At 66.6% G+C, this 518-nt stretch carries 1 protein-coding gene; it reads left to right on the top strand.

The window, feature by feature from the left end; genetic code table 11:
* The coding region (locus tag BGN95_RS21165; protein ID WP_286773919.1) for a LysR substrate-binding domain-containing protein at positions 1–323 on the top strand (323 nt) is incomplete at its 5' end.
* Positions 324–518: the final 195 nt, after the last annotated feature.

Here is a 518-nt window from a genome sequence, read left to right as displayed (position 1 = left end):
CCTCGCCGCTGATCGTCTTTCCCCGGCGGGTGGCGCCCTCGTTCCACGATCTCGTGACCGGCTATTATACCGCGCACGGCAGCAACCCGCGCGTCGCGCAATATGCGATCCAGATGCAGACGATCATCAGCCTCGTCTCGGCCGGGATGGGGATCGCGCTGGTCCCCGCCTCGCTGCGCCATCTCGCGCGATCGGGGGTGCGCTACCTGCCGCTCGAAGACGAGGCGCCGCTGCTCGAAACCGGGATCGTCTGGCGCCGCGACGATACGGCGCCGACGCTCGGCAATTTCCTGCGGATGATCGAGACGGCGGATTTTATGTGATTGTGCTCCCCTCCCCGTCTTACTCCCCTCCCTCGTGAAGGGAGGGGCTGGGGGTGGGTGGGTATGAGAGGCACCGATCCGCTTCCTCGCAGGTCAACCCAACCCCGACCCCTTGTATGTTGAAGGTTGCCCGATCTGATTGGAGGATGGGGTGATCGCCGGGGGTGGCCACCCCCGGCGATCGGGCGGGTGGGG

Origin of the sequence: Sphingomonas sp. 66-10 (assembly GCF_001897045.1) — a bacterium.
GTDB classification, from domain to species: Bacteria; Pseudomonadota; Alphaproteobacteria; order Sphingomonadales; family Sphingomonadaceae; genus Sphingomonas; species Sphingomonas lycopersici.
This window is presented reverse-complemented; position numbering and strand designations above follow the sequence as displayed.